At 41.6% G+C, this 21,826-nt stretch carries 27 protein-coding genes and 1 riboswitch; of the genes, 4 read left to right on the forward strand and 23 right to left on the reverse strand.

Annotation, left to right across the window (positions count from 1 at the left end; genetic code table 11):
- Positions 1-3: 3 nt before the first annotated feature.
- The 3 genes from DW930_RS04870 to DW930_RS04880 form a co-directional block, all read right to left on the reverse strand.
- The gene (locus DW930_RS04870) at positions 4-654 is read right to left on the reverse strand and encodes a phosphatase PAP2 family protein (RefSeq protein ID WP_023027146.1); all 651 of its coding nucleotides are present in this window, start codon (positions 652-654) and stop codon (positions 4-6) included.
- Positions 644-1,201 (reverse strand): ECF transporter S component, encoded by a 558-nt coding sequence (locus DW930_RS04875; RefSeq protein ID WP_042361430.1) that lies wholly within the window; start codon positions 1,199-1,201, stop codon positions 644-646. The genes DW930_RS04870 and DW930_RS04875 overlap by 11 nt, the downstream gene beginning before the upstream one ends.
- Positions 1,202-1,417: 216 nt before the next feature.
- Positions 1,418-1,652: riboswitch (FMN riboswitch) on the reverse strand.
- Positions 1,653-1,733: 81 nt separating this feature from the next.
- Positions 1,734-2,276, reverse strand: a complete 543-nt coding sequence (locus DW930_RS04880) for a tRNA (cytidine(34)-2'-O)-methyltransferase (RefSeq protein WP_023027147.1) — start codon at positions 2,274-2,276, stop codon at positions 1,734-1,736.
- A 300-nt stretch (positions 2,277-2,576) separates the two neighbouring features.
- Here DW930_RS04880 and trkA point away from each other — a divergent pair, with 300 nt between their 5' ends.
- On the forward strand, positions 2,577-3,932 hold the full coding sequence (gene trkA, locus DW930_RS04885) for a Trk system potassium transporter TrkA (protein WP_023024088.1): 1,356 nt from the start codon (positions 2,577-2,579) through the stop codon (positions 3,930-3,932).
- Positions 3,933-3,935: 3 nt separating this feature from the next.
- Positions 3,936-5,396 carry a TrkH family potassium uptake protein gene (locus DW930_RS04890; RefSeq protein ID WP_123159484.1) on the forward strand — a complete coding sequence of 487 codons (1,461 nt, stop codon included), beginning with the start codon at positions 3,936-3,938 and terminating at the stop codon, positions 5,394-5,396.
- A 231-nt stretch (positions 5,397-5,627) separates the two neighbouring features.
- Here DW930_RS04890 and yidD read toward each other — a convergent pair whose 3' ends face one another.
- The 14 genes from yidD to DW930_RS04965 all read right to left on the reverse strand — a co-directional run bounded on the left by yidD (position 5,628) and on the right by DW930_RS04965 (position 15,020).
- Positions 5,628-5,885, reverse strand: a complete 258-nt coding sequence (gene yidD, locus DW930_RS04900; protein WP_023024092.1) for a membrane protein insertion efficiency factor YidD — start codon at positions 5,883-5,885, stop codon at positions 5,628-5,630.
- Positions 5,885-6,613 carry a pseudouridine synthase gene (locus DW930_RS04905; protein ID WP_023024093.1) on the reverse strand — a complete coding sequence of 243 codons (729 nt, stop codon included), beginning with the start codon at positions 6,611-6,613 and terminating at the stop codon, positions 5,885-5,887. Before DW930_RS04905 ends, yidD begins: the two co-directional genes overlap by 1 nt.
- Positions 6,603-7,172 carry an SMC-Scp complex subunit ScpB gene (gene scpB / locus DW930_RS04910; protein ID WP_023027150.1) on the reverse strand — a complete coding sequence of 190 codons (570 nt, stop codon included), beginning with the start codon at positions 7,170-7,172 and terminating at the stop codon, positions 6,603-6,605. Before scpB ends, DW930_RS04905 begins: the two co-directional genes overlap by 11 nt.
- Positions 7,165-7,875, reverse strand: coding sequence for a segregation/condensation protein A (locus DW930_RS04915; protein ID WP_023027151.1), 711 nt, complete (start codon positions 7,873-7,875; stop codon positions 7,165-7,167). The genes scpB and DW930_RS04915 overlap by 8 nt, the downstream gene beginning before the upstream one ends.
- Positions 7,875-8,606: a site-specific tyrosine recombinase XerD gene (gene xerD / locus DW930_RS04920; RefSeq protein WP_023024100.1), complete on the reverse strand. Its 732-nt coding sequence runs from the start codon at positions 8,604-8,606 to the stop codon at positions 7,875-7,877. Before xerD ends, DW930_RS04915 begins: the two co-directional genes overlap by 1 nt.
- Entirely contained in the window at positions 8,603-9,064 is a 462-nt protein-coding gene (cbpB, locus tag DW930_RS04925; protein WP_023024102.1) for a cyclic-di-AMP-binding protein CbpB, read from the reverse strand. The genes xerD and cbpB overlap by 4 nt, the downstream gene beginning before the upstream one ends.
- Positions 9,061-9,582 (reverse strand): metallophosphoesterase, encoded by a 522-nt coding sequence (locus DW930_RS04930; RefSeq protein WP_023024104.1) that lies wholly within the window; start codon positions 9,580-9,582, stop codon positions 9,061-9,063. The genes cbpB and DW930_RS04930 overlap by 4 nt, the downstream gene beginning before the upstream one ends.
- Positions 9,567-10,535: a nucleoside-triphosphate diphosphatase gene (locus DW930_RS04935; protein ID WP_023024106.1), complete on the reverse strand. Its 969-nt coding sequence runs from the start codon at positions 10,533-10,535 to the stop codon at positions 9,567-9,569. The genes DW930_RS04930 and DW930_RS04935 overlap by 16 nt, the downstream gene beginning before the upstream one ends.
- Positions 10,532-11,326: a glutamate racemase gene (gene racE, locus DW930_RS04940; protein ID WP_117744572.1), complete on the reverse strand. Its 795-nt coding sequence runs from the start codon at positions 11,324-11,326 to the stop codon at positions 10,532-10,534. The genes DW930_RS04935 and racE overlap by 4 nt, the downstream gene beginning before the upstream one ends.
- 79 nt (positions 11,327-11,405) lie before the next feature.
- Positions 11,406-11,648 carry a YneF family protein gene (locus DW930_RS04945; protein WP_006595782.1) on the reverse strand — a complete coding sequence of 81 codons (243 nt, stop codon included), beginning with the start codon at positions 11,646-11,648 and terminating at the stop codon, positions 11,406-11,408.
- Positions 11,649-11,704: 56 nt separating this feature from the next.
- Complete coding sequence (locus DW930_RS04950) at positions 11,705-12,955, reverse strand: diaminopimelate decarboxylase (RefSeq protein WP_123159485.1); 1,251 nt, start codon at positions 12,953-12,955, stop codon at positions 11,705-11,707.
- A gap of 79 nt (positions 12,956-13,034) precedes the next feature.
- Complete coding sequence (locus DW930_RS04955; protein ID WP_123159486.1) at positions 13,035-13,724, reverse strand: Bax inhibitor-1/YccA family protein; 690 nt, start codon at positions 13,722-13,724, stop codon at positions 13,035-13,037.
- Between the two features lie 29 nt (positions 13,725-13,753).
- A complete protein-coding gene (locus tag DW930_RS04960; protein ID WP_117744891.1) occupies positions 13,754-14,218 on the reverse strand; it encodes an HD domain-containing protein in 465 nt (154 codons plus the stop codon).
- 61 nt (positions 14,219-14,279) lie between these two features.
- Entirely contained in the window at positions 14,280-15,020 is a 741-nt protein-coding gene (locus DW930_RS04965; RefSeq protein ID WP_023024117.1) for an RNA methyltransferase, read from the reverse strand.
- Between the two features lie 73 nt (positions 15,021-15,093).
- On the opposite strand from DW930_RS04965, the gene DW930_RS04970 reads away from it, so the two are divergent.
- Positions 15,094-15,372 (forward strand): acylphosphatase, encoded by a 279-nt coding sequence (locus tag DW930_RS04970; protein WP_023024118.1) that lies wholly within the window; start codon positions 15,094-15,096, stop codon positions 15,370-15,372.
- 78 nt (positions 15,373-15,450) lie between these two features.
- A complete protein-coding gene (yidC, locus tag DW930_RS04975; protein ID WP_023024119.1) occupies positions 15,451-16,389 on the forward strand; it encodes a membrane protein insertase YidC in 939 nt (312 codons plus the stop codon).
- Between the two features lie 232 nt (positions 16,390-16,621).
- Here yidC and greA read toward each other — a convergent pair whose 3' ends face one another.
- The 6 genes from greA to DW930_RS05010 form a co-directional block, all read right to left on the reverse strand.
- The gene (greA, locus tag DW930_RS04985; RefSeq protein ID WP_023024120.1) at positions 16,622-17,104 is read right to left on the reverse strand and encodes a transcription elongation factor GreA; all 483 of its coding nucleotides are present in this window, start codon (positions 17,102-17,104) and stop codon (positions 16,622-16,624) included.
- A gap of 68 nt (positions 17,105-17,172) precedes the next feature.
- Positions 17,173-18,762: an endolytic transglycosylase MltG gene (gene mltG, locus DW930_RS04990; RefSeq protein ID WP_023024122.1), complete on the reverse strand. Its 1,590-nt coding sequence runs from the start codon at positions 18,760-18,762 to the stop codon at positions 17,173-17,175.
- 74 nt (positions 18,763-18,836) lie between these two features.
- A complete protein-coding gene (locus DW930_RS04995; protein ID WP_023024124.1) occupies positions 18,837-19,337 on the reverse strand; it encodes a GNAT family N-acetyltransferase in 501 nt (166 codons plus the stop codon).
- Positions 19,338-19,349: 12 nt separating this feature from the next.
- Entirely contained in the window at positions 19,350-19,778 is a 429-nt protein-coding gene (locus DW930_RS05000) for a GNAT family N-acetyltransferase (RefSeq protein WP_023027159.1), read from the reverse strand.
- A 9-nt stretch (positions 19,779-19,787) separates the two neighbouring features.
- Positions 19,788-21,122: a UDP-N-acetylmuramate--L-alanine ligase gene (gene murC / locus DW930_RS05005; protein ID WP_006595771.1), complete on the reverse strand. Its 1,335-nt coding sequence runs from the start codon at positions 21,120-21,122 to the stop codon at positions 19,788-19,790.
- A gap of 14 nt (positions 21,123-21,136) precedes the next feature.
- Positions 21,137-21,805: a hypothetical protein gene (locus tag DW930_RS05010; RefSeq protein ID WP_023027160.1), complete on the reverse strand. Its 669-nt coding sequence runs from the start codon at positions 21,803-21,805 to the stop codon at positions 21,137-21,139.
- Positions 21,806-21,826 lie beyond the last annotated feature (21 nt).

A 21,826-nucleotide genomic window follows, 5' to 3' on the forward strand; every position in this document is an offset into this window, starting at 1 on the left:
ACTTTACTTCTGCTTACTCTTAAAGCGCCATTCAAAACGCAAACGATCGTAATAAGGGAAGACCATTTGCAAAAGACCGAATCCTAAAAGCATACTTCCTGTCACGTCAGTCGGGTAATGAACCCCAACATAGACACGCGAAAGGACGATGGTCACCATACAAAGGAAGAGGGCAAACTGAACGAGAACTTTTCCGACTTGAGAGGTCATCCGTTGCCCCACCACAATCATCAAACTACCGAAGACGAGGGTGGCAGCTAAAGAGTGACCACTTGGAAAAGAATAGCCCCCTTCTTGGACCAAGTGTTGAAGAGCTGGCCGTGGACGCAGATAAATATGCTTCAGAATCACAACCACTAATCCAGTTGTAACTAAACTTCCTGTGAGGAGGAGGGCCTCCGTATACCATTTCTTCCAGACAAAGAAGAGGACGATGACGCCAACCCAAAATGTGACAACTGGTGTGTTCATCAGCACTGTTACACGGGTAAAGAAGGCCGTCAGATAGGCTGGTAAATCCCCGCGAATAGCCGATTGGATCGGTTGATCAATTCCGACTAAATTTTCCGGATAAAATTTGACTACATAGCCCAGAATCATAAATAACAAAAGGGCAAAAGAGCCCTTTAAGAAATGAGATTGTTTATTTTTCATAGATTTTAAGTAGGGGCTGTACGACGGTGTAAACCATCCAGAAGGTAACAGCCCAAATCAGTCCTTCTATTAGATTAAAGGGAACAACCATACTGAGAAGATACTTTTCAACTCCGACCATCTTCGCTATGTCAAAACCAACAAATTTAGCATAGAGGGGGATGGCATAATAATAATTAACTAGGAGCATGGAAATGGTTAAACCAACTGTCCCAACTAGACTAGCTATCACAAATCGCCTTGTGTTTTTTTTCTTATTCCAAATGACTGCAAATGCTAAGACAAAGACTAAAACACCAATGATATTAATCGGTAAGCCCACCAAGGTCTCAGCTCCTCGACCATTCAGAACTAACTTGAGAACAGATCGAATCAAAATCACCACAAATGAGCTCTTCAAATCTAACAAAACTAAGGCGAGTAAGATTGGAATCGTACTAAAGTCAACCTTTAAAAAATCAATCCCTATTGATAGTTGATAAAACATCAATAGAAAAGAAAGTGCAGATAAAACAGCCACTAGGGTCAGTTTACGAGTATTTGTCATCATAGGTTCCTCCAATTTTTACTAAAATTAGAAGAAGTTGGAAAGATTCCCTTTCCCATATTCTAATCGAATCGTTTTAAAGAAAACTTAAAAAGTTCCTCGGTACTTGACAAAAGAAGTCAGGATGCTATAAGAAAAAAGCTCGAAGACTGATTTCTTATAAAATCAAGAACATTTCCATCAAGTCAATCGTCAATAAGAACAGGTTTGTTCCTCTCTCGTCTTCTCCCATCCAGACTATACTGTCGGTTGTGGAATCGCACCACATCAGCTTACGCTCGCGGACTTCTTTAAGGAAGAGGAAATAGATATTTTTCTTTTAGACGAGGCGCCAAGCTGTAGACATAACTTATAGTTAGGCAAAGCTTGGCAACAAAGTATAAAAGGAAAAAAACATTTCCACTTTAAAGTCACCGCCGGTCGGGAATTACACCCTGCCCTGAAGACCCCTTTATCATAACAAAAAACACCTGCTATTGCAAGTGTTTTGTAATATCGAAAGTTACAACTTGATCCCTTTTGCAAAGAGCCTCTACTTCAACTTGTCTCCCTCATACTGATGGACCAGCTCTAATCCAGAAAATTCTTGTTGTCTGAGGGCTTCGTAGACAATCATGCAAACGGTATTGGAGACATTCAAGCTTCTGACATGCTCATCATTCATCGGAATCCGAATCGCCTTTTCAGCATGGAGCCGCATAAAATCCTCTGGTAGACCCTTGTCCTCACGACCAAAGATGAAATAATGTTCTGCATTATCATTGTAGGCTACTTCAGAATAGGTTCGATCAGCAAATTTTGAGACTAGGTGAACCTTTCCTCCAGCCGCAGCTTCCATAAATTCATCTAGGCTGTCATAGAAGCGAACATCCAACTTATCCCAATAATCTAGTCCAGCCCGTTTCATCTTTCGATCATCAATGGGAAAGGCCATAGGACGGATGATGTGGAGAGGGGCATTGGTGGCTGCACAAGTGCGAGCGATATTCCCTGTATTTTGAGGAATTTGAGGTTGATAGAGAACTACATGGTTTTTTGATTTGGTTTCTGTATAAGCTAATTCTTCAATATTCATCACAATCTCTTTTCCGACAAAAAAATAGCCACACTGCCCGGAGTCTAGCTCAGCAAACAGCGTGGTTACGACTTCATTAACTTAACTCACAACAGGTTTGAGGTAAATCAATGAGGTTACTGTATCAGTATACCACTTTCCTACCTCCTGTCAACTATTTCGACAAAAAAATTTCACTTTTTTACATTCTCTTTCATGTATTGAAGAGAATCTGGCTCTTTACGCCCTATTTCCACCATTAAGAGGTGATTTTTTTTTGAAAATAGAGTAAGATAGAATCATACTTTGGAGGAAATATTCATGAAAATTATTGTAGTTGGAGGCGGTAAAGTCGGAACAGCCCTCTGTCGTTCCCTCGTCGCAGAAAATCACGATGTCATCTTGATTGAACAAGATGAAGCCGTTGTTAATCATATTACCAAACGCTACGATATCATTGGTATTGTTGGAAATGGTGCCAACTTTAAAATTCTAGAACAAGCAGATGTGGCTGACTGCGACATTTTTGTCGCCCTGACAGAGCAGGACGAAGTCAATATGGTATCTGCCGTTTTGGCTAAGAAAATGGGAGCCAAAGAGACCGTTGTCCGCGTCCGGAATCCAGAATACTCAAATTCTTATTTCAAAGAAAAAAATATTCTTGGCTTCTCTCTAGTCGTCAATCCTGAGCTTCTAGCAGCTCGCTACATTGCTAACAGCATTGACTTTCCAAACGCCTTGTCTGTTGAGCATTTTGCTAGTGGACGGGTCGCTTTTATGGAATTTATAATCAAAGAGGAAAGTCCTCTCTGTCAGATGACCCTTTCTCAATTCAGGAAGAAATATGGAAACATTATTATCTGTGCTATCGAACGACAAGGTCAGTTAACGATTCCAGATGGGGACTTCACTTTACAAGCCTTTGATAAGATTTTTATGACGGGAAATCGAGTGGAAATTGTGAATTTCCACAATAGCATTCGTCCTCAGGTTGTTAAAAGTCTCCTCCTTATTGGTGCTGGTAAGATTTCCTACTATCTTCTGAATATTCTTAGTAATAATAAACGAAAAATCGACTTAAAAGTGATTGAAATCGATCAAAAACGGGCAGAATGGTTTAGTCAAGAATTTCCTGACCTCTATGTCATCCAAGGCGACGGGACATCAAAAGATATCCTAATGGAGGAACGCGCAGGTAACTTTGATGCCGTGGCAACCTTAACGGGCGTCGACGAAGAAAACATTATCTCTTCCATGTTCCTGAATAGTATTGGTGTACAAAAGAATATTACCAAGGTCAACCGGACCAGCTTACTTGAAATCATTGATCGCCAAGATTTTTCAAGTATTGTGACACCGAAAGGAATCGCAGTTGATACGATCATGCATTTCATCCGCGGACGCTACAATGCCCGTTATTCAAATCTTGAAGCCTTGCACCACGTCGCCAATGGCCAAATTGAAACTCTTCAATTCCAGATTCGGGAAGAAAATAAGATGACAGGCAAGCCTTTGGCTCAACTGAAATTGAAAAAAGGTGTTCTGATCGCGGCCATTATCCGAAACGGGAAAGCCATTTTCCCAACTGGGGATGATCACCTCTTGATTGGGGACCGAATTATCGTTACCACCTTAATCAGCAATATCACGAAAATCTATGATTTGTTAGAGGGGTAAGCTATGAATAAAAGTATGATTCGCTATCTTTTAGCAAAACTCCTTCTGATTGAAGCCATGCTGCTCTGTGTTCCGATTGTTGTTGCACTCCTCAATCTAAAGAATGATTTTGTTGTGAAAGATAGTCCAACTGTCTTTATCTCCCTATTTGCTACCATTGCCATCCTCCTCATTCTTGGAGGAATTGGTACCTTATTCAAGCCCAAAGATTTTCACATCTACGCCAAAGAAGGCGTTCTCATTGTGGCTTTGTGTTGGATCCTCTGGTCCTTCTTCGGAGCCCTTCCCTTTGTCTTCTCAGGACAAATCCCAAACATTATTGATGCCTTTTTCGAGATTAGCTCTGGTTTTACGACCACAGGGGCGACTATTTTAAATGACGTATCTGTTCTCAGCCCTTCTCTTCTCTTCTGGCGTAGTTTTACCCACTTAATCGGAGGGATGGGGGTGTTGGTTTTTGCCCTAGCAATTATGGACAACAATAAGAACAGCCACCTCGAAGTGATGAAGGCAGAAGTTCCTGGCCCGGTATTTGGTAAAATTGTATCCAAACTCAAGAATACAGCTCAAATCCTTTACTATCTCTATCTGGCCCTCTTCTTCCTCTTTGTCATTATCTACTTCTGTGCTGGCATGCCCCTGTATGATAGTTTTATCATTGCCATGGGAACAGCAGGAACTGGTGGATTCACTGTCTTTAACGACGGGATTGCCCACTACCATTCAACTCTCATCACCTATCTGGTCAGTTTCGGAGTCTTGGTCTTTGGGGTTAACTTCAACCTTTACTACTACATCATGCTTCGCAAGTTCAAAGCCTTTTTCGGCGATGAAGAACTTCGTACCTATTTGATGATTGTCGGTGTTTCTTCCCTACTGATTGCCTGCAACATTTTGCATCTCTATCACAATTTTGCAGATAGTTTTGAAATGTCCTTTTTCCAAGTGTCCAACGTCATTACCACGACTGGATTTGGTTTTGGCAATACTGTTGATTGGCCGCTCTTTTCTCAGTTCCTCCTCCTCATGCTCATGGTGATTGGTGGATCGGCTGGGTCAACTGCCGGGGGGCTGAAAGTCATTCGTTTCTTAATTCTAGCTCGAATCGGGAAGAATCAAATTCGTTCGACCCTCTCACCCAATCGGGTGATGACCCTGCATGTGAATGGCACAGCCTTGGATAAGGATACCCAGCACAAAATCTTAAAATACTTCGTAGTCTATACCTTGATTATGATCTCTCTCATTGCGATTGTCAGCTTTGATAGCAATAATTTTATGACGGTCGTCAGCGCTGTCTTTAGTTGCTTTAACAATATCGGACCGATGATTGGAACAACGGATACCTTTGCTATCTTTAGCCCAATCTCTAAGCTCTTACTATCGATCGCCATGATTGCAGGACGGTTGGAAATCTACCCTATGTTACTGCTCTTTATGCCACGCACTTGGTCAGACCGCTAAAAAAACAAAAGAGGCTGGGACAAAAGTCCTAGCCTCTTTATTGTCTTTGGATTGTCGAGCAAGACGCAGTGGTTGTGTGGGCTCTACTACGCTGATTTCATCAGCTTTTACAGCCCTACTCAACTGTGCGGAGGTGGGACGACGAAATCGAATTCTAGCGAACTACCGATTTCTGTCCCACTCTCTTTTTCTTTGCTCTGAGTGAGACTTTTTATTAAAGTATGTTCGATCTTAATTTTTGCCTTTCTCTTCCTCTTCTAGGTGGCTCCTCAGACTGAAATGATCTGGAACTGGATCCACTCCCGTCTTGCTCCAGGGATGGCAACGGAGAATCCGAGCAAGTCCCATCAGAATCCCTTTTAAACCATGCCGTTCAATAGCCTGAATCATATAGTTGGAACAGGTAGGATTATAGCGACAGGAAGGCGGAAAGAGGGGCGAAAGAAGGCGTTGATAGAGACGAACAAGTCCAATTGCACATTTCTTCATTATTTTTTCGTCTTTGTCACCGCAAGAGTATGCAATTGGCTGATTTCTTTCTTATTGAGTCGGCGGTATTCACCAGGGCGAAGTCCAGAAACGTCTAGATTTCCAAATTGGGTCCGAGACAATTTATCCACCAAAAGCCCCACGGCTTCAAACATCTTTTTGACCTGGTGATTGCGTCCTTCATGGATGGTCAATTGGACAACTGAGCGATTCTTTTCTGGATCAACCTTTAGAATTTCATAAGTTGCTGGCTTGGTTTTTTTCCCATCAATGGTCACACCACGTGTCAAGGGACGCAAGTTTTCTTTATTCGCCAAGCCCTTCACACGCGCAACATAAACCTTATCAATCTCATTACGCGGATGGATCATTTCATCCGTAAAATCACCGTCATTGGTCAAAATCAGGACACCAGAAGTATCCCAGTCCAAACGACCGACAGGATAAATCCGTTCCTTGACTTGAGGTAGCAAATCAATAACAGTTGGTCTCCCTTTATCGTCGGATACACTGGAAATGACCCCTCTTGGTTTATTTAAGAGGTAGTAAACCTTCTCTTCGTTGTAGATTGGTTGTCCTTCTACTTCTACCTTGTCCCCCGACTTGATCGTCGTCGCCAATTCGCGCACCACTTGACCATTTACAGTGACAAGGCCTTGCTTAATCAATTCCTCTGCTTTGCGGCGACTTGCGACACCAGCATGAGCAATATATTTGTTAATTCTCATCAATTTCCTCAGTTCTTTCTGTAAATAATTGGCTTTCTTGACCGATTAACTCAGTCTCTTCAACAATTGGTAGCTCGTCTAAATGGTTAATCCCCATGTAATCCAAAAAGTAATCTGTCGTCACATAGAGATTGGGTCTCCCAATGACTTCCTTCTTCCCATCTTCTCGAATCAACTCAAAAGAAAGTAATTTTGAAATGGCCCCACTAGAGTTCACTCCACGAATATCATCGACTTCAATCCGAGTTATCGGTTGTTTATAAGCAATGATAGATAGAGTTTCTAAGGCGGCACGAGAGAGACTTTGGTTCATTGGCGACTTTGAATACTCGCGTAACAGCTCTGCATATTGGGACTTGGTCACTAATTTATAAGTTGACGCTGTCTCCAACAAAGCCATACAAGAATCCTGATCCTGCTCATACTTTTGGGCCAGTTTTTCTAAACTTTGAATCACTCCTGTAGGAGGAAGGGATAGGAGGTCTGCAATCTGCCTCACTGTTAAACCATCTTCTCCTGCAACAAACAAGAGGGCCTCCATCTCTGCAATTTTACTCATTCTTTAATCCTACTAAAATAATATCTCCAAATGGTTCTTCTTGAAGAGCCTCAACTTCTTGTACTTTAATCAACTCCAAAGTTGCCAAAAAGACAGTAATCAGTTCGTTAACATCCTTGGCTTCTTCAAAAATATCTTGTAGCAAGATTCTCTTACCAGGCTGACACAAGCGACGAACCTCATTCATCAGGTCTTCAATTTTATACTCATCTCGGACAATGGTCGTATGATTTTGTCGAAATTCTTCTTTCTTTTTCGTCAACAATTTTGAAAAGGCTAAGAAAAGATCGATCGTGGTCTTATCATGGACCAATTCTGCATCATCATAGACTAATTCCGTTTTTGGTTTTGAAAAGTACTGGGCTCTCTCCTCGTGTTGAAGAGCCATCTTTTCACCCAATAATTTAAACTTCCGGTACTCTTCGATTTGAGACAGGAGGTCCTGCTCTAAATCTTCTTCATCCGTTGCTTGCTCCGCAATTTTGGGAAGGAGACGCCGACTCTTAATCAAGGTCAACTGACTGGCCATCAGCATGTATTCACCAGCGACCTCTAAGCGCATGGCTTGAAGGGTCGTCAGATAAGCCAAGTACTGCTCGATCACCTCAATCAGAGGGACCTCATAAATATCCATCTGATATTTTGAAACGAGGTGTAAGAGAAGATCCAGGGGACCTTCAAAATCCTTTATTTTAATATCCATTACTTATACTTTTCTAGAGTTACTAGGGTTTTTAAACCTAGCTCTCGGGCGATGCTAAACAGATCCATCCCCTGTTCTCTTTGTTTTAAAATATATTGTTCCCGTAAGGATTGCGCTGAAAGATTTTCAAAACCTTTTTCCATTAGGAAGGACTCTAATTGACGGAAGCCCCACTGACGCGAATAGGGCTTGCCCTTGTTATCAAATAAATACGTCCCAGTCATCAAATCTGTCAACTCTCCTAAAAGAGCATCCGGAATGCGCAAGACCCGTTTCTGTCCTTCTTTCCCTACACGTAAAACCTGAAAATCGAGTTCAATATCAACGATTTTCAACTGAAGAATTTCACTAGGTAACAAGCCCATCTCGACAATCAAGAGGGCAATCAAGCGTCCTTGGGATTGGTCCGAGCCTTCCCACAAAAGGGATAAATCCAATAACTCTTGATCGTGGCTCTTGGACACAGAGACTTTTGGAAGGACCAAGCGATGGTAATCCTCAATAACCTGATGTTGATAAAGATAAAATAGAAATTGATTGACGGCAGAAAGCTTCCGTTTTTGAACAGCTGGTTTAAAATCCTTAATCGAAGCTTGATATATTCGAAGATTGGTATCTGAGACATGGTTATGAATCGTATCCACGAACTGATCCAAATCATAAGAATAGGCCGCCTGCGAATTTTCACTTAAGTCTTTTTCTTTGATAAAACTAGCTATGTATTCTTTCATATTTTCCTCATCTCGTATTCATTTGAGAAATTGTGCATGAGGGAGTTGATGGCTTTTAAAATGGATTTTCGAGTAATGATTCCTTCAAAGACTCCATCCTCTGAAACAACCGGTAGAAAGGATTCCTCTACCAACTTATGCAAGACTTCTGTCACAGTATAATCTTTCCCTAAGCGCTCTCCATCCGTTTTTGTCATATGAACGATGTCCATGGATGAAAAGACTTCATCAGAATAATCATGTTTCATTTGGTAAGAAAGAATGTCTGTTAAAGAAATCGTCCCTACGTACTTCATCTGATCGGTCACAACAGGAACACGAGTGTAGCTAATTTGACTGAGCACCAAGATAGCATGATCCACATTGTGCGTATCAATCAAAACAGCTAAATTGCGCGCTGGAGTCAAAAAATTTTTTTCTTCTCGAAGAATAAATTCCTCAAATTCCTTAGCGATCATCGATCAAACTCCTTTGTAAGAGGTTCATACACCTCATGTTTCCGATTTAAAAACTCAACTCGATAGGAATCTGCATCAATTTCCACTTTAGCATAGAGGCACTCTTGAATAGGCCCCCTCGGTAAACTGACTGACCCAGGATTCAGAAAAAGGGTACGCCCTTCCTTCCAAGCATCCGGAATATGCAGATGGCCATAGAGGCAGATATCTGCATCTTCTTCCTGGGCCCAAAAATCTAACTTTTGAAAACTAAAATTAATTTGGAAAAGATGGCCATGGGTTTGAATGATCCGAGTAGGACCCAATTGCGTCACCAAACGTTCAGGGTACTCCCCATAGAAGTCCATGTTCCCTTTGACAACATGAATGCCTTCCCATACAGGATCGGTACTTTCTAACTCAGAATCCCCGTTGTGAAAAATGGCATCGACCTTTCCTTTATAGTGGTTTTTGATCTCTTCTACGATCTGACGATCACCATGAGAATCGCTCATGACGATGATTACTTGTTCTGCCATGCTGGGAATACCTCCACTAATTTCTTCACGGCTAAAGCTCGATGCGATTGTTGATTCTTTTCCTCTAGAGTTAGTTGGGCAGATGTCTTACCTGTTTCTCCAACTAGAAAGAGGGGATCATAGCCAAACCCGTTCTCGCCTTTTGGCTCAAAATTGATGTATCCTGGCCAATCCGCCTCCACAACAAGGCTTTCCTTACCAGGACTGGCAACCACTAAGGTTGTATGAAATTTTGCTGACCGATCCTTCAATTCAAAGACCATCGCCAACTCATGTAAGAGCTTGGCATTGTTCTCTAAATCAGTCGCTCCCTCACCTGCAAAGCGAGCAGACCAGACACCTGGTAAGCCTCCAAGGATGTCAACCATAAGGCCTGAATCATCCGCCAAGACCATTTTCCCTGTTAGCTGTGAAATCGTCTCAGCTTTTAGGCGGGCATTTTCTTCAAAAGTCATTCCTGTTTCAGCTACTTCTGGAAGATCAGGATAATCATTGAGATTCTCCACTTCAAAGCCCATTTGCTCAAAAATCTGACGAAACTCTTTGGTTTTTCCTTCATTCCGAGTAGCGATTAACAAGCGATCCTTGAGGCCTTTCTGCCCCAAAAAATCTGCAAGTGGAAGACCATTCTTTGGCAGATTAACGGAGAGCAATTGTTCTCCTTCTACAATGAGAAGGGCTCCTTGGCGTTGCACGATTTCAATTTTCCGGCCTATTGTTTCCTCCACAATTTGAAAGAGGAAGGTTAAAAACTGCAAACTAGAGGCGTAACGGACAACTGTAACATTCAGCGGGAAGCCCAAGTCTGTGTCTCCAACTAGTGATTCTACTAAGTCAACAAGCTCAGAAGCTTCTGAAGAGACTTCACTATATTCGTTATAGTCACTCCGCTCTCCCCATTCAGCTAGAAACCAATTTAAGGCATCTTTGTATTCATATATCTTTTGGTTCATAATTCTACATGCTCCACATGAACGACTTGCTGCAACCAGGTCTTGGCAATCGCTGCAAAACTGGCTGCATTGGCCGTTGTATAAAATTGATGGTGGCAATCGTCCAATTGACGACTGCGATTAATCTCAAAGTAGTTGAGTAAGACCGAGATATCCCGGACACACTCTGCCCCGCTATCAATTAATTGAACCTCTGGCCCCATGACATTTTGGATAATAGGGCGAAGAAGAGGATAATGAGTGCAACCCAAAACCAACGTATCTACCTTCCCGGCAAGGGGTTTCAAGGTTTCATAGACGACTTTTTTTGTAACACTGGACTGCAACTCATTGGATTCAACCAAAGGGACAAATTTCGGACAAGCTAAACTCTCTACTGCCATTTCTGGTGACAGGCTTTGAATCTTCTTACGATAAATATCTGAGGCGACTGTCATCGGTGTCCCAATTACGCCAATTCGTTTGCTTCTCGTCGCCTTGATCGCTGCGGAAGCACCTGGTAAAATCACTCCTAAAACAGGGATATCCAAGGCTTCTTTTACCTCTTCCCATACAACAGCTGTCGCTGTATTACAGGCCAAAACAATCATCTTCACATTTTTCGTTAGGAGAAAACGAACCATCTCCCAAGTATAATCACGAATTTGATCTGCTGGTCTCGGGCCGTAGGGTGCTCTGGCGGAATCACCAATATAGACGACCTCTTCATGGGGTAGTTGTCGCATCAATTCGCGTACAACGGTTAACCCTCCGACACCCGAATCCAAAAAACCAATTGGTCGATTGTCCATCTGCCTTCCTTTCAAAACAAGGGACTAAGAAAAATCTTAAAGTCCCCCTACTTATTTTATTGTGTCATCAGTCTTGCTTTTATTTCTTCTTCGTATTCAAAGATGCTTTTTGTTGGTTCAAAATTTGACGGTAAACTTGTTGTACCTTCGCTTCACTTGGACGTTGACCGCTAGCTCCCAATAAGGTACGAACCGCTTCAACATTCAAACGTGGGTTTGATGCAAATTCTTTTTCAAACTGCTTGCGAAGTAGGTACATACCTGCCAACATCCCACCAAAGAAAGCAAGGATAATCAATAAAATTGTCAAAAATGTAGACATAAGTGTTTTTCTCCTAAATTCAATATTTACACATTTTCTATTATACCAAAAAGGCCCTATTTTTCAAAGTCAAAGCCATACAATGTTGCAAAGTAATCCTCTGGTTTTTCGGCCCGTCGGATGAGACGAGCTTGGCCCGATTCTTCTAATAAAATCTCGGCAGAGCGAAGCTTGGCATTGTACTGATAGCCCATGGAATAACCATGCGCTCCTGTATCATGGATGACCAAGAGATCCCCAATCTCAGAGATAGGAAACTCCCGATTCTTGGCAAATTTGTCATTGTTTTCACACAAACTACCAACAATGTCGACTACTTCTGTCTCACCTTCTGGACGATCGAGATTGGTGATATGGTGGTAGGCCCCGTACATAGCAGGACGGAGGAGGTTGACAGCCGAAGCATCTACTCCTAGATAGGTCCGATAAGTCTGCTTCTTATGGGTGACATGGGTGACTAACAAGCCATGTGGTGCCAACATGAAGCGGCCTAATTCCGTATAAATTTTTACTTGATCTAAGCCAGCAGGGATTAAAATAGCCTCGTAAGCACGACGAACCCCCTCCCCAATCACAGCGATGTCATTCGGCTGGTCTTCTGGTTTGTAGTTCACTCCAACCCCTCCAGAAAGGTTGACAAAATCCAAAGTCACCCCTGTCTTTTCAACAACTTCTACAGCCAACTGGAATAATTGCTTAGCCAATTCTGGATAGTAATCATTAGAGATGGTATTCGAAGCCAAGAGGGCATGGATTCCAAAGCGCTTAACCCCCAAGTCTTTTAACTCACGGAAGGCTCGGATCAATTGCTCCTTGGTCATGCCGAACTTAGCCTCCTCAGGGTGATCCATGATATCCGTTCCCAGTTCAAACACCCCTCCTGGATTATAGCGGCAAGAGATAACCTCCGGTAGAGTCGCAACTGACTGTAAAAAAGCTACATCTTCGTAGGCATCCAAGTTGATAGTCGCTCCTAGTTGACGGGCAAAGACCATCTCTTCAGCCGGCGTATTATTCGAAGAAAACATAATCTCTTGGCCCGTAAATCCTAATTTTTGAGCCATCAACAATTCCACATAGCTAGCACAATCCACGCCACATCCTTCTTCTTTTAGGATTTTTAGGATGGCTGGATTAGGGGTTGCTTTGATAGCGAAATACTCTTTAAAACCTGGATTCCAAGAAAAAGCTTGATGGAGGGCACGAGCTGTCTGCCGGATACCAGCTTCATCATATAGGTGAAAGGGAGTTGGATAGGTTTCAGTAATTTGTTTTAATTTCTCCCTGCTAATAAATGGACGTTTCATTTGAAGATTCTCATTTCTATCAATTTTCTTTAGTATATCACAAGTTTTCCAACAAAAAAAGCCGGTTCCCCGGCTCTTTCTATTTATCATTGCGTCCAAAAATACGTAAGATATTGATGAACAAGTTGATAAAATCAAGATAAAGTTCCAAAGCCAAGGCAACTACCCAACCATTGGTTGGTTGACCATTGGATTGTTCATAGACATAACGAATCTTTTGATTATCCCAAGCAGTCAAACCTGCAAAGATAATCACACAAAGGATGCTAAGGACATAATCCATACCAGAGCTTTGTAAGAAAATATTCGCAATTGAAGCAATGATGATACCAATCAAGGCTCCCATAAAGGCTCGTCCCATTCCAGACAAGTCTTTTTTGGTCACACGACTAATCGCTGACATGATGAAGAACATCAAGGCACTGACTACAAAAGCTTTATAAACTGTCGCTTGAGCATAGCGAGCAATGATAAAACTCAAGGTAAAACCATTCAAAGCGGAATAGGTTAAAAAGAGAGGCAAGGCCATGGGATTGTTTTTCACCGATTGTCTAGAAGCGACAAGGACTAAAATCAATTCAACGGCAATGGCAATATAGTAGACCCATGGAGCCTGAATTAGAATATACATGAAGGTTTCTTGGAAAAGGGTCATCATCAAAGCTGATACAACAGCTGAGATTCCAACTCCAACTCCGACTAGAGAATAAATTTTGCTATAAAAGCTATTAAGGCCACTTTGTTCGTGGATAACGGTTTGTTGATTCATAATCAATCATTCCTTTCAAACTTAAATTATTATGATTTTAACATTTTTCGATGGAAAAGTCTCCTCTTTGACCACTTTTTTCTCATTGGTTCTGAGGCTTCTTTGATAGCCCAGTACTTATCGACCATGGTCACGAGGAAAGATTCTTTGTAACGTGGTGGAGCAAGCGTCAATCCCCACATGTGTTTGAGGATGATATCCTCTTCTTTTTTATTGAGGCTTGTTATCTTTTTTGCATTTCGTACAGCTATTCGTGGATGGACCCAAGCATGGCTCTTATTGAATTTGACTTGGCGCCAATCATAGTAAAAAAGATCGTGCAGAAGAGCTCCTCTCGCTGTACTTTTGGTATCCCAGCCCATCTTCTTAGAAATGCGGTAACTAGTGTAGCTAACATGAATAGAATGCTCCAAACGATTGGAGTGAATATGATGCGGAATTTCCTTTAATTTTTGAAGTTTTGGGTGTTGAATCAAATGCCCCACTTCAGCCATATATTCTTTATCTTTCTGATACACAAGTCTTACCTCCTTAAATCTAACTAGCTCACTCTTCTTAAATCATAGAAAACATTAAAATCCCTGCTGCAACTGCGACATTCAGACTTTCTGCTTGACCCGGCATCGAGATATGAATCAGCTGATCTGCCTTCTCAGCCATCTGGTCACTAATACCTTGTCCTTCATTCCCCATGACCAGCACAAAAGCAGGGACTTTTTCCACTTTCTTATAGTCAACGGAGTCCTTGGATAAGGTGGTCGCATAGATGGGGAGCTGGCTCTCTTTAATACCTGTCAAGAGTTGCTCTCTGTTTAAACGGATAACAGGAAGATGAAAATGACTTCCCTGCATGGAGCGCAAGGTTTTCATATTATACAAATCCGCAGATTGATCGGTTAAAAACACTCCGTCAAAGCCTGCTGCATCAGCAGTCCGAATCATGGTTCCAACATTGCCTGGATCTTGGACATCCTCTAACAACAAATACCTTCCTTGGGTCAGCTGAAGATGGTGGATCGGATTTATCTTGACTTCAGCCACAATTCCTTGAGGACTTTTTGAATCAGAAATTTCTGCTAAAACCTCAGGAGATACGATGGACACCTTCGCATCTATCTTGATCTTATCTACAAACTCTTCCAAAACAAAGACTTGTTCAATCGGTGCCTGATGATTGACAGCTTCTTCATAAAGATGCCATCCTTCGATGAGGTAGGAGTCTGTTCTGTATTTTTTTTGATGAAGTTTTTTAACTTTTTTAATCCCATTATTGGACTTAGAGGTTATAATATTCATAAGACTATTATACCACATTCACAGGAGGAGCTTCTCCGTCCTGAGTAGGAATTCAATCACAAGGAGAACAAGCATGCAAAAAGTTGAAATGACAGCCCAAGGTCGGGTCCAAGGTGTTGGCTTTCGCTGGGGAGTTTATAGCTTAGCATTAGAAATCGGAGGCATTACAGGTCGGGTCTGGAACAATGATGACGGCACAGTCACTATCCTTGCCGCCTGTGAAGACAATGCCCTCATGGCCAAATTTATCCAAGAAATACGAAAAGGTCCTACTCCTTTTTCCAAAGTTTCTTATCTGGACGTCCATCTGGCAAACTTCGAACCCTACAAAGATTTTAAAATTTCAAATTAAGTCCAGAGAACTATTGTTAATTTGATAAAAAAACAGTAGAATAGAAAGGTATTATTTAAAATTAAAGGATAAAAACTCGTGAAAAAATATAAACGTTATCTACTTGCAGCCCTCAGCTTGTCTGCCCTCCTCCTCTTAACGGGATGTGTCAGCATTGACAAGACGACCAAACAACCGACCGGTTTCGTCTGGAATCTCATTGGAAAACCAATGGGAGAAGCCATCAATTTCTTTGCGACGGATCTTGGACTTGGCTTTGGTTTAGGGATTATCCTAGTAACCGTAATCGTTCGAATCATCATCTTCCCTCTAGGTATTTATCAATCTTGGAAGGCAACCTACCAATCAGAAAAGATGAACTACCTCAAACCGATCTTTGCACCGATTCAAGAACGCATCAAAAATGCAGAGACTCAAGAAGAAAAACTTCTTGCCAACTCTGAATTGATGAATGCCCAAAAAGAAAACGGCGTCAGCCCATTCGGCGGTATTGGATGCTTGCCCTTGTTGATTCAAATGCCATTCTTCTCAGCTCTTTATTTTGCAGCTCAATATACTCCAGGAGTCAACAAGAGCAGTTTCCTTGGCATTGATCTCGGTTCAAAAAGTCTGGCTTTAACCTTAGTTGTTGCTGTTCTTTACTACATTCAAAGCATGCTCTCTCTCCATGGTATCGAAGATGAAACCCAAAGAGAAACTATGAAGAAAACGGCTCTCATGAGTCCAATTATGATTGCAGTCTTCTCTTTGATGGCACCAGCTGGTGTAACCCTCTACTGGGTAGTCGGTGGTTTTGTACAAATTATTCAACAATTTGTCATCAACTACCTCATCCGTCCAAGATTGCGGAAACAAGTAGCTGAGGAATATAAAAACAATCCTCCAAAAGCTCCAGCATCCAATGGACATCGCGTAAAAAAAGATATCACACCTACCAATCCAGCCAACGCTCAACGTTCCCTTCCAACTAACGGAAACAAAAAACGAAACGCTGGAAAACAACGCAACCGTAACTAATACATACAAATAGGCCGAGATAATATCTCGGCCTTTTCCATTACTATAAAAAAAGAGGCTAGGACAAAAGTCCTAGCCTCTCAATTGTCTTTGGATTGTCGAGCAAGACGCAGTGGTTGAGTGGGCTCTACTACGCTGCTTTCATCAGCTTTTACAGCCCTACTCAACTGTGCGGAGGTGGGACGACGAAATCGAATTCTAACGAATGACCGATTTCTGTCCCACTCTCTTTTTATTCTGTTTTTTCAACGTTCAAGATTTTCACTTGGTAGCTTCCTGCTGGAGTTTCAATCGTCACAGTATCCCCTGTTTTCTTACCAATTAAGGCATGACCAATTGGACTTTCATTTGATATCTTACCAGCAAAAGCATCTGCTCCAGCTGAACCAACGATGATGTAGACATCTTCTTCGTCTTCACCAATTTCTTTTACGGTGACTGTTTTTCCGATCGCTACTTCATCAACAGCGACTGCATCACTATCTACAATTTCAGCATAGCGAATCTTTGTTTCTAGGCTGGAGATTTGCCCTTCAACAAAAGCCTGTTCGTCTTTAGCTGCTTCGTATTCACTGTTTTCTGAAAGGTCTCCGTATGAACGAGCAATTTTAATCCGCTCTACAACTTCTGGACGACGAACTAATTTCAATTCTTCTAATTCAAGTTCTAACTTTTGCTTTTCAGCAAGGGTCATTGGATAGGTTTTTTCTGCCATATTTATTTCTCTTTTCTCTTTTCTATTATTTTTTTCGAACTAAAAAGGTGTGGCATGCCACATCCTCCTTAGTTTGAGCTGCTTTCTGTTAATTTGCTATTCACGTGTTCTTCCACGTTTTTAGTGTGTTCCTCAAAAGTTTTCGCAAAATAGACTTCCCCTGTCTCTACATTTGCGACAAAGTAGAGGTAGTCTGTCTTGCTTGGGTTGACGGCTGCTTCAATTGCAGATAGCCCTGGACTATCTACTGGACCAGGCATCAAACCAGTATTCTTGTAGATATTATAAGGTGAATCAATATTGGTGTCAATCGTTGCGTCTTCTTTCAGAGTCGTCTTCTTGCCTAATTGACCTTGTGCGTATAAGATGGCAATATTACTTTGAAGAGGCATATCTTGATTCAAACGGTTATAAAAGACACTGGCAATATCCTTGCGGTCTTTATCTGTAGCGCCTTCTTTTTCAATCAAAGAAGCCAGAGTCAATGCCTCATTGACATCAATGTTTTTAGCTTCCATAGTGTCATAGTAGGCTGAAAGATTTTGGTCCATTGCAGCTAACATTTGGTCCACAAGATCTTCCATTTTACTATCTTTTCCATAACCGTAAGTAGCTGGGAAGAGATAGCCCTCTAAGCGATAGCGTACCCCACTTTCTTTGGACGGTAAGGTTGCTAGTAACTTAGGATATTTGGCTACCATCTTTTCAATAAAAGCATCATCTTGGATTACTTTTAAGAATTCTTCTTGCGTATATGGAGTCTTGGCACCAGATTTAGAACTAGCATCCACAGAAACCACTTGCGCGATTTGATCAATTGTGTAGCCCTCAGGAATCGTAATTTTTCCTAAGACCGGTGGTTCCGGAGTTTTGGTCCCTTGCTCTTGCAATTTTTGAATAATGGTCTCTAGATCCATACTCTTTTGTAGATTGAAATAACCGGATTGGAAGTTTCCATAATTCTTAAACTTGGTGTAATAGTTGAAGAACTGACCATTCTTAATCAAGCCTTTTTTCTCCAAGATAGTCCCAATTTCACGATTGCTAGATCCAGCAGGAATTTCAACGGTTACAAACTCTGTAGACTTGACATCCATTGCATTTAAGTTAGATCGAACATAGGTCACTGCGAAAATTCCAGTTGCAACCATTAAGACAAAAAGAATTCCTAGAACCGTCAAGACGATTCGTTTAGCAATAGTATTCTGTTTTTTCTTTTTCTGAACACGTTGGTCACGATCCTTGCGCGAAACACTAGATACCGGGGTTTCTTTTTTCGAAACTTTTACGGGCTGACTTGAGACTTCTGGTTCTCGAGTTGGCTCTTGAACTGGTAGAGGTGTTTCTTCTTGAGTTTCATCTTCTCTACCTTTAAGGTCGGGAATTTCCGTAACTTCTGGTACTTCTGCTTCCTCTGGAATTTCTACTTTGTCCTGAACTTCGGACTCTTCTGACACAAGTTCAGGAAGTGATCCTTCCGTCTCTTCTTCTTTGTTTTCTGGACTAGAGATTTCTTGAACAGGTAAATCATATTCTTTTTCAACCTGTACAATCTGCTTATTTGCTTCTTCAAGATCACGGAGAATCCGCTCTTTAAAGCTTAATAATTTTTCATTCTCTTGTTGGTTATCAGTCAAATACTTGACCCCCCTTGTCATAATCCTTAATATTATATCTTAAAAGGGATAGAAAATCAATAGGAACGAGGCTTGAGGGCCTCAAATCCTATTGATTACTTACTTGATGGGACCTCCCATACTAAATCGTACCAGACTTCCCCAGCATAGTTAGAGGCCGAGCGACCTTCGTTTACAAAGCCGTTCCTTTCATAATACTCAATCAAGTAATCATGACAGGTCAGGCTGATCCCTTCCCGTCCTTCTTCTAAAGCAACCCTCTTCATGGTCTCAAGCAGGGCTTTCCCAACCCCTAAGCCTTGTGCAGACTGAGCTATCGAAAGACTTGTAATGGTAATAAAACCTCCTGCTAGATGCGACTCATCCCTTACATCCACTGTAAAAGAACGGTCATCCACATATCTCTTTTGAGTAACTGGTCCTTCTAGATAGCCTAGGAGCTGGCCATCCTTTTCAGCCACTAAAAAGCTATTATGAAACGATTCGATATGTTTGGCAAGCACTGTCTCATCTATTGCTTCTTCTGGACTAAAATTTTCCAGTTCTATGGCAAGAATGGCTTCTAAATCATCAATAGTTGCACGACGAATGTTCATTTTTCTTCCTTTCTATAGGGACAGGCACCAACTTAGTTGATAGCCCTCAACTCCTTCTTCGTTATCCCCTATCTCTAGTTGGAAATCATTCATTTCAAAATACGGAATCAGTTCTTCCTGGCAGAGCACATGAATTCCTAACAAGGATTCTTGAGCTACAAGAGACTTGAGTGAGGCCAGTAACAAGGTACCAAAACCTTGTTTTCTAAAGTTTGGAAGAATTTCCAACCACAATAATTTTAAAGAGGGATTTTCGAGCTGATCCTCTGTTTGAATCAGGCAACTCCCAATCACTTGCTCTTCAAATTCCAAGACCAGGGTCCTGAATCCGTTCAGTTCTTGTCGTTTAGCACTTTGAAAAGAAAAATTTTGGGACGTGATCTGTTCGATCTCATCCCAATCAATTTCTTTAGCAAACCGAATCCTAAGGTTTGGTTGCATGGTATCTCCTTATTGAACGTTATTGGTCAAGTTCCCAAGTAAACGTTCAAATGAATATTCATAGGTCTGGATATCTCCTGCTCCCATGAAGACATAGACAGCATTGTCATGATCCAAGAGTGGAGAAACGTTTTCAGCTGTAATCACACCTGATTTCTTGATGATTTTCGCTTCTAGATCTTCCACTTTTACATCCCCATGATCCACTTCACGGGCTGATCCATAAATCTGTGCCAAGTAAACTGCATCGGCCTGGTTCAAGGCATCCGCAAATTCATCCAAGAGAGCAATCGTCCGAGTAAAGGTATGAGGTTGGAAGACCGCTACGATTTCCTTACTTGGATACTTTTGACGTGCCGCATCCAAAGTAGCAATGATTTCAGTTGGATGGTGGGCAAAGTCATCAATGATGACGGTATCGTTGACAATCTTTTCTGTAAAGCGACGTTTGACCCCGCCAAATGTTTTTAAGTGTTCCCGAACTAAATCAAGATCGAATCCAGCGATATAAAGCAAACCAACGACCGCTGTAGCATTCATGATATTGTGACGTCCGAAGGATGGGATTTGGAACTGTCCCAAATCTTCTCCACGGAAGTGAACAGTAAAGGTTGATCCAGTAGTAGAACGCAAGAGATCACTGGCTACAAAATCATTGCCCTCTTCTTCAAAGCCATAGTAATAGATTGGGGCATTAGCTGTAATCCGACGAAGCTCAGGATCTTCCCCATAGATGAACAAGGCTTTGGAGATTTGTTTGGCATAATCATTGAAGGCATTAAAGACATCTTCTAGGCCAGTAAAGTAGTCAGGATGGTCAAAATCAATATTGGTGATAATCGAATACTCTGGGTGGTAAGGCATAAAGTGACGTTCGTACTCGTCTGATTCAAAGACAAAGTACTTAGCACCTTTGGAACCACGGCCAGTTCCATCACCAATCAAATAGCTGGTATCTGTGATATTAGACAAGACATGGGACAAAATCCCTGTAGTAGAAGTTTTCCCGTGAGCTCCTGCTACTCCCATGCTGACAAAATCACGCATAAATTCACCCAAGAATTCATGGTAGCGTTGATAGGTGTAGCCTTGAGCATCTGCATAAGCAATCTCTACATTATTTTCAGGTTTAAACGCATTCCCTGCGATCAAGATTTGATCACCGGTAAGATTTTCTTCACTGAATGGTAAAATGGTAATCCCTGCCTGCTCTAAACCTCTTTGTGTAAAGTAGTATTTCTCCACATCAGATCCTTGTACAGTGTGTCCCATCTGATGGAGCATCAGAGCCAAGGCGCTCATACCTGCTCCTTTTATTCCGATAAAATGAAATGTTTTTGACATAGTTTCTCCTCCTGCTAGTCCAGATTGGTCACATCGAGTTCTTGTTTAATGGGTCTCGTTTGGATGTTTTGATGATCCTTGTTATAGATTTGACTCTTTTTCAAGAAATCATAATTATTCTTCTTTGGCTTTTCTTCTTGGTGAGACTCTTGAACCGGAAGTTCCTCTGCCTCCTCTAAAAGAATCAATTGCTCTTGTTTCAGTCGCTCGCCATATTTGATTAATTCACCTGGATTTTCTTTTTGAAAAGGAGCTGTTGGCTTCACTTTTGGTATGAAAGAAGGGGTGAATTTTTTCCGATTGGGTTTAGAGGCAATATCTGCTGTTAAATAAGGAGCCGTTCGCTTCTTTTTCAAATCAGCTCGCGCTGCTTCACGCGCCTCTTCTGCGTAGCGATTTGCCGGGCTCTTTTTATCAACAGGTTCCTTGAAATCCGGAGCCATTGGCTGCCTTCTTGACTTGGGCACTTCAAATGGTTTTTGAAGAGACTTTTGAAGGGATTTCTGATAGGGCTGCTCTGCAGTCTTTCCAGTAGCAATCGGCTCCCATTCTAAATAATTTTTATCTGTATACTCTCCAAGAATATTACTAATGAAGTCCCCGTCATCATATAAATTCATATGGGGCATTTGAGTTAGCATGATTTCATCATCTGCTACTTGTGGGAAATGCTTATCCGTCATCCTTCTTCTTCCTTTCGACAC

The organism is Streptococcus sp. AM43-2AT (genome assembly GCF_003603405.1).
GTDB lineage: Bacteria > Bacillota > Bacilli > Lactobacillales > Streptococcaceae > Streptococcus > Streptococcus ilei.